Source organism: Kineococcus indalonis, from assembly GCF_009906395.1.
Lineage (GTDB): Bacteria > Actinomycetota > Actinomycetes > Actinomycetales > Kineococcaceae > Kineococcus > Kineococcus indalonis.
Genome location: NZ_JAAALM010000253.1, coordinates 1 through 5,821 on the forward strand (window position 1 = coordinate 1; position 5,821 = coordinate 5,821).

2 protein-coding genes and 3 pseudogenes are annotated in these 5,821 nt (G+C 77.4%); 2 read left to right on the forward strand and 3 right to left on the reverse strand.

Features of this window, described 5'->3' with window-relative positions:
* Positions 1-131: 131 nt before the first annotated feature.
* Positions 132-1,523 (forward strand): annotated as a pseudogene (gene mtrB / locus GTR00_RS24035) (MtrAB system histidine kinase MtrB); the annotation flags it as partial.
* A 90-nt stretch (positions 1,524-1,613) separates the two neighbouring features.
* Here mtrB and GTR00_RS24040 read toward each other — a convergent pair.
* Positions 1,614-3,719: pseudogene (locus tag GTR00_RS24040) on the reverse strand (MMPL family transporter); the annotation flags it as partial.
* A gap of 19 nt (positions 3,720-3,738) precedes the next feature.
* A complete protein-coding gene (locus GTR00_RS12925) occupies positions 3,739-4,296 on the reverse strand; it encodes a GNAT family N-acetyltransferase (RefSeq protein WP_323132446.1) in 558 nt (185 codons plus the stop codon).
* A gap of 60 nt (positions 4,297-4,356) precedes the next feature.
* Here GTR00_RS12925 and GTR00_RS12930 point away from each other — a divergent pair, with 60 nt between their 5' ends.
* Positions 4,357-5,466, forward strand: coding sequence for an adenosine deaminase (locus GTR00_RS12930; RefSeq protein ID WP_166612024.1), 1,110 nt, complete (start codon positions 4,357-4,359; stop codon positions 5,464-5,466).
* 41 nt (positions 5,467-5,507) lie between these two features.
* Here the strand turns inward: GTR00_RS12930 and GTR00_RS12935 are convergent.
* Positions 5,508-5,821 (reverse strand): annotated as a pseudogene (locus GTR00_RS12935) (ribosome small subunit-dependent GTPase A); the annotation flags it as partial.

Sequence of the window (5,821 nt, forward strand, 5' to 3'; positions counted from 1 at the left end):
CTGCGGCGCAGCTCGCCCGCGCCCGGCCCGCGCGCGAGCTGCGCCGCAGGGCCCGGCGCGGCCTGCTGCGGCGCTGGCGCGAGTCCCTGCAGCTGCGCGTGGTCGTCATCACCACCGCCCTGGGCCTGCTGGTGGCGCTCGCCGTGGGCACCTACCTGCTGGACGCCGTCGCCGACGGCCTCGTCGAGGAGCGCGAGCGGGTGGCGCTGGCCGACGCCGCCCGCGCCGCCGCCACGGCCCAGTCCCAGTTCGACGCCTCCACGCCCAGCACCGACGCCGACGTCGAGCAGCTCGCCGGCGACGTGGTCTCCGCCCTGGAGGGCCCCGGGCCCGACCGGCTGCGCGGGGTGCTGCTGCTGTCGCCCGGGCCGGCGGCCCCCGGCGCGGCGCCGGTGCGCGACCTGGCCTCCGAGGGGCTCTCGCCGGCCGACGTGCCCGCGCCCCTGCGGCGCGCGGTGTCCTCCTCGGACGTGCAGCAGCTGCAGCTGGTCGACCTCTCCGGCGGCGCGGGCGCGCCCAGCCTCGTGGTGGGCTCGACCGTGGCGCTGCCGCGCGCCGGCGAGCGGCAGCTGTACTTCGTGTACCCGCTGACCAGCGAGCAGCGCACCACCGACCTCGTGCGCGCCACGTTCGCCGGCGGCGGGCTGGCGCTGGTGGTGCTCGTCGCCACGGTCGCCTGGGTGGTGGCGCGCATGGTCGTGCAGCCGGTGCGCGAGGCCGCCGGCACCGCCGAGCGCCTGGCCGGCGGCCGCCTGGACGAGCGCATGCGGGTGCGCGGCAGCGACGACCTGGCCCGCCTGGCCAGCGCCTTCAACGCGATGGCCGCCGGCATGCAGGAGCACATCGGCCGCCTGGAGGAGCTCTCCCGGCTGCAGCAGCGCTTCGTCTCCGACGTCAGCCACGAGCTGCGCACCCCCCTGACGACGATCCGGATGGCCGGGGAGGTGATCCACGACGCCCGCTCCGGCTTCGAGCCGGTGGTCTCCCGCTCGGCGGAGCTGCTGCTGACGCAGCTGGAGCGCTTCGACGCGCTGCTGTCGGACCTGCTGGAGATCAGCCGCTTCGACGCCGGGGCCGCCGCGCTGGAGCCGGACCCGCAGGACGTGCGGGCGCTGGTGCACCGCGTCGTGGACTTCACCGCGGCGCTGGCCGAGCGGCGCGGCAGCGCGGTGCTGGTCTCCGAGCCCGCCTCCGCGTGCACCGCCGAGGTGGACGCCCGCCGCATCGAGCGGGTGCTGCGCAACCTGCTCGGCAACGCCGTCGAGCACGGCGAGTCGCGCCCCATCGAGGTGACCGTGGTGTGCGACGAGACGGCCGTGGCGGTGGGCGTGCGCGACCACGGCGTGGGCCTGGCGCCGGCGCAGCTGGCGCGCGTGTTCGACCGCTTCTGGCGCGCGGACCCGGCGCGGGCGCGCACCACCGGCGGCAGCGGCCTGGGCCTGGCCATCGCGCTGGAGGACACCCGGCTGCACGGCGGGCGGCTGGAGGTGTGGGGCAGGCCGGGGCACGGCTGCCACTTCGTCCTGACGGTGCCGCGCGTGGTGGGCCGGCCGCTGCGCTCGTGCCCGCTGCCGGTGGTGCCGGTGGGCTGGCGCGAGCCCGTCGCGGCGCTGCCGGCCGGCCCGCGGGTGCCACCAGTTCGCCGGGCCCAGCGCGGCCACCAGCGCCGGCGCCAGGACCCCGCGCACCACCGTGGCGTCCACGATGATGCCCAGCGCCAGCGCGGTGGCGAGGATCTTCACCTCGGTGGCCGGCACCCGCGAGAGCGAGGTGAACGACAGGAACAGGATCAGGGCCGCGGAGCTGACCAGCCGGCCGGTGCGCGAGACCCCGTCCACCGTCGCGGCGTCGGTGTCGCCGCCGGCGTCGAACTCCTCGCGGATGCGCGAGAGCAGGAACACCTCGTAGTCCATCGACAGCCCGAACAGGAACGCGAACACCGCGATGGGCACCCACGTGGTGATGGTGCCCGAGGCGCTCTGCCCGAAGAGGGTCTCGGTGAGGAACCCCTCCTGCCAGACGAGCACCGTCACCCCGTACGCCGCCGCCAGGGAGACCACGTTGAGCACCAGCGCCTTGACGGGCAGGACGATCGAGCGCAGCGCCACCGCCAGCAGCACGAACGTCACCACGACGATGAGGCCCACGACCCAGCCGGCGTTGCCGTAGACGGCCTCGAGGAAGTCCGCGTCCTGCACCGGCACCCCGCCCACGCGCGCGCCGGTCGCCCCCGCCGCCGCGCGCACCGCCGCGACCGCCTCCGCACCGGCGGCCGTCGTCGCGTCCTGCGCGGTCCACACCTCCACCACGGAGGTCGTCCCGTCCGACCACGCCGCCGGCGCCAGGGCCCCGGCCACCCCCTGCACGCCGCCGACGGCCGCCAGCACCGCGGCGGGGTCGTCGGTGAGGACCTCCACCGGCAGCGTCAGGCCGGCGCCCACGGACGTGCCCTGCAGCAGCCGCACCGCCTGCGCGGCCGGGCCGCCGGTGGAGGCCAGGGAGGCGTCGCTGGGCTGGCCCAGCCGCAGGCCCAGCACCGGCGAGGCCAGCGCCAGCAGCAGCAGCGTCGCCAGCGCCGTGGACACCCAGCGGTGGCGCACCACCGCGGTGCCCACGCGCCGCCACGCCCGGCTGTCCGGGGAGCTGGCGCGCCGGTGCGGCCAGTCCAGGCGCCGGCCGGCGACCACCAGCAGCGCCGGCAGCAGCGTCAGCGAGCTGAGGACGCTGATGAGCGGGATGAGCAGCCCGGTGAAGCCCACGCTGCGCAGGAACGGCACGGGCAGGGCGATGAGCGCGGCCAGGCTGACGGCCACCGTCACCCCGGAGAACAGCACCGAGCGCCCGGCGGTGGCCAGCGCCGCCTCGACCGCGGCGCGCGCGTCCAGCCCGCGGCCCAGCTCCTCGCGCCAGCGCGTGACGATCAGCAGGGCGTAGTCGATGGCCACGCCCAGGCCGATGAGGGCGAGCAGGAACTGCACGATGAAGGACACGTCGGTCAGGCCGGTCAGCCCCCACACCACCGCGAACGTCGTGAGGATCGAGGCGGCGGCCACCAGCAGCGGCATCACCGCCAGCGCGGAGCCGAAGACCAGCAGCAGCACCACCAGCGCCCCCAGCCCGCCGAACAGGGTCTCCGCGAGCACCCCGGCGCCGCCGCCGCCCTCCTCCTGCCCCGCCACCAGGGCGTCCTTGCCGGTCACCGCCACCGGCGTCCCGCGGGCGGTGCTCTGCGCGGCCACGCCCTGCAGCGCGGGCAGCGCCGCGGCGAACGGCGCCGGTCCCGGCACCGGCGCGTAGTGCACGACGACGACCCCGACCCGCCCGTCGTCGGCGAGCAGCTCGGCGCTGTCGGCGAAGGAGGCGGTGCGCGCCCCGGGCAGCGCCGCCTGCACGGCCCCCACCAGCGGCGCGGCCGCGGCCGGGTCCACCGGGGCGGTGCCGTCGCCGACGACGAGCAGCAGCGGGGCGACGTCGCCGCCGGAGCCGAAGCGGTCCACGACCTCCCGGTTCGCCTCGTAGCCGGGCTGCCCGGGCAGGCCGAAGTCGTAGGTCAGGGCGTCCACCGCGCGCGGCGCGGCGAACGCGCCGAGCGCGGTCAGCAGGACCCAGGCGGTCAGCACCCACCAGCGGCGGGCGACGACGGTGCGGGCGAGTCGGTTCACGGGGGCATGCTCGAGCCCGCGCCCCGCGCGCGCCCGCCGGGCGGGCGAACCCGGCACGACCCTGCCGGGCCGCCCCTCAGCGCGGTTCCGCCGGCGCCGCGCCGTGCGGGTCGTCCACCCCCAGCGGGCGCTGCCACCACGTCACGTCGCGCCAGGCGCCGTGCTTGAAGCCCACCCGCCGGTAGGTGCCCACGGGCTCGAAGCCGGTGGCCCGGTGCAGCCCGGAGCTGGCCGGGTTCGGCTCGGCCACGCCGGCGAACGCGGCCCGGTAGCCGCGCTGCTCCAGGCGCTGCAGCAGCGCCGCGTACAGCAGGCGGCCCGCGCCCGTGCGGCGCCGGCCGGTCTCGGCGTACACGCTCACCTCGCACGACCACCGGTAGGCCGCGCGCCCGGAGAACGGCCCGGCGTACGCGTAGGCGACCACCCGCGGGCCCTGCGGCGCGCCCTCCTCGGCGACCAGCCAGGCGTGCCGCTCCTGCGCCGCGGCGATGCGCCGGGCCAGCTCCGCCGCGTCCGGCGCCTCCGCCTCGAAGGAGACCACCGTCCCGCGCACGTAGGGGGCGTAGATCGCCGCGCAGGCGGCGGCGTCGGCGGCGACGGCGTCGCGCACGGTCAGCGGGGCGGGGCAGGACACGCCCGCAGGCTAGGGGCGCGCCGGAGCTGCCAGGATCGGGGGGTGAGCACTCTCGACGACATGCGGGCCCTGCCCAAGGTGTCCCTGCACGACCACCTCGACGGCGGCCTGCGGCCGTCCACCATCGTGGAGATCGCCTCCGCGAACGGGCACGCGCTGCCCACCACCGACCCCGAGGAGCTCGCGGTCTGGTTCCGCGAGGCCGCCGACTCCGGCTCGCTGGTGCGCTACCTGGAGACGTTCGAGCACACCGTCGCCGTCATGCAGGACGCGGAGTCGCTGGCGCGGGTGGCGACCGAGGCCGTCCTGGACCTCGCCGAGGACGGCGTCGTCTACGGCGAGCTGCGCTACGCCCCCGAGCAGCACCTGCGCGCCGGCCTGAGCCTGGACGAGGTCGTCGTCGCGGTGGAGGAGGGCATGCGCCGCGGCGAGCAGCTGGCCGCCGAGGCCGGGCGCACCATCCGCGTGGGCACCCTGCTGACGGGCATGCGCCACGCCGACCGCTCCCTGGAGATCGCCGAGCTGACGCTGCGGCACCGCGACGACGCCGGCGGCCGCGTGGTCGGGTACGACATCGCCGGCGCCGAGGACGGCTTCCCGCCCGCCCGCCACCGCGAGGCGTTCGACCTGCTGCACGCGGCGGGCTTCCCCGTCACCATCCACGCCGGGGAGGCCGCCGGGGTGGAGAGCATCGCCGAGGCGCTGTTCCCGTGCGGCGCGCAGCGCATCGGCCACGGCGTGCGGATCGTGGAGGACATCGAGTTCGGCGAGGGCAGCGACCGGTTCGGGATGCCGGTGGCGCGCCTGGGCCGGGTGGCGAACTGGGTGCGCGACCGCGGCGTGGTGCTGGAGCTGGCCCCCTCCAGCAACGTGCAGACCGGCGCGGCCACCAGCGTCGCCGAGCACCCGGCCACCGCCCTGAAGGACCTGGGGTTCTCCGTGTCGGTGAACACCGACAACCGCCTGGTCTCGGCCACCACCCTCTCGCGCGAGTTCGCGCTGCTGGCCGACGAGGCGGGCTGGACCCTGGAGGACGTCGAGCGCGCCACCATCACGGCGCTGGCGGCCTCGTTCCTGCCGTTCCCGGACCGCCTGGCGCTGGCGAGCGACGTCGTCCGCCCCGCCTACGACGCGGCGCGCGCGCAGCTGCGCGGGGACGCGCAGGGCTGAGCGCGCCCGGGGCCCCGGTCCGCCCGGTCCGGGACCCCGGTTCAGGGGCGCGGGCGGAGCGCGCGCTGCTGCTTGTGGATCGCCTTCCACCGGCCGGTGCGCTCCGCCCGCAACCTCGCGTCGGTGCGGGCGGCGAACCACTCCTGCTCGCGCTCGAGCTTGCGGTAGCTGTCCAGGCGCCGCTGCCCGATCACCCCGGCCCCGATCGCGGCGAGCACCGCGCACCCGGGTTCGGCGGTGTGCGAGCAGTCGCCGAAGCGGCAGTCCACGGCGAGGTCCTCCACGTCGGCGAACGTGCGCTGCAGGCTCTCCCCGGCGCCCTCCCCGCCCAGCCCGACGCCGCGCAGGCCGGGGG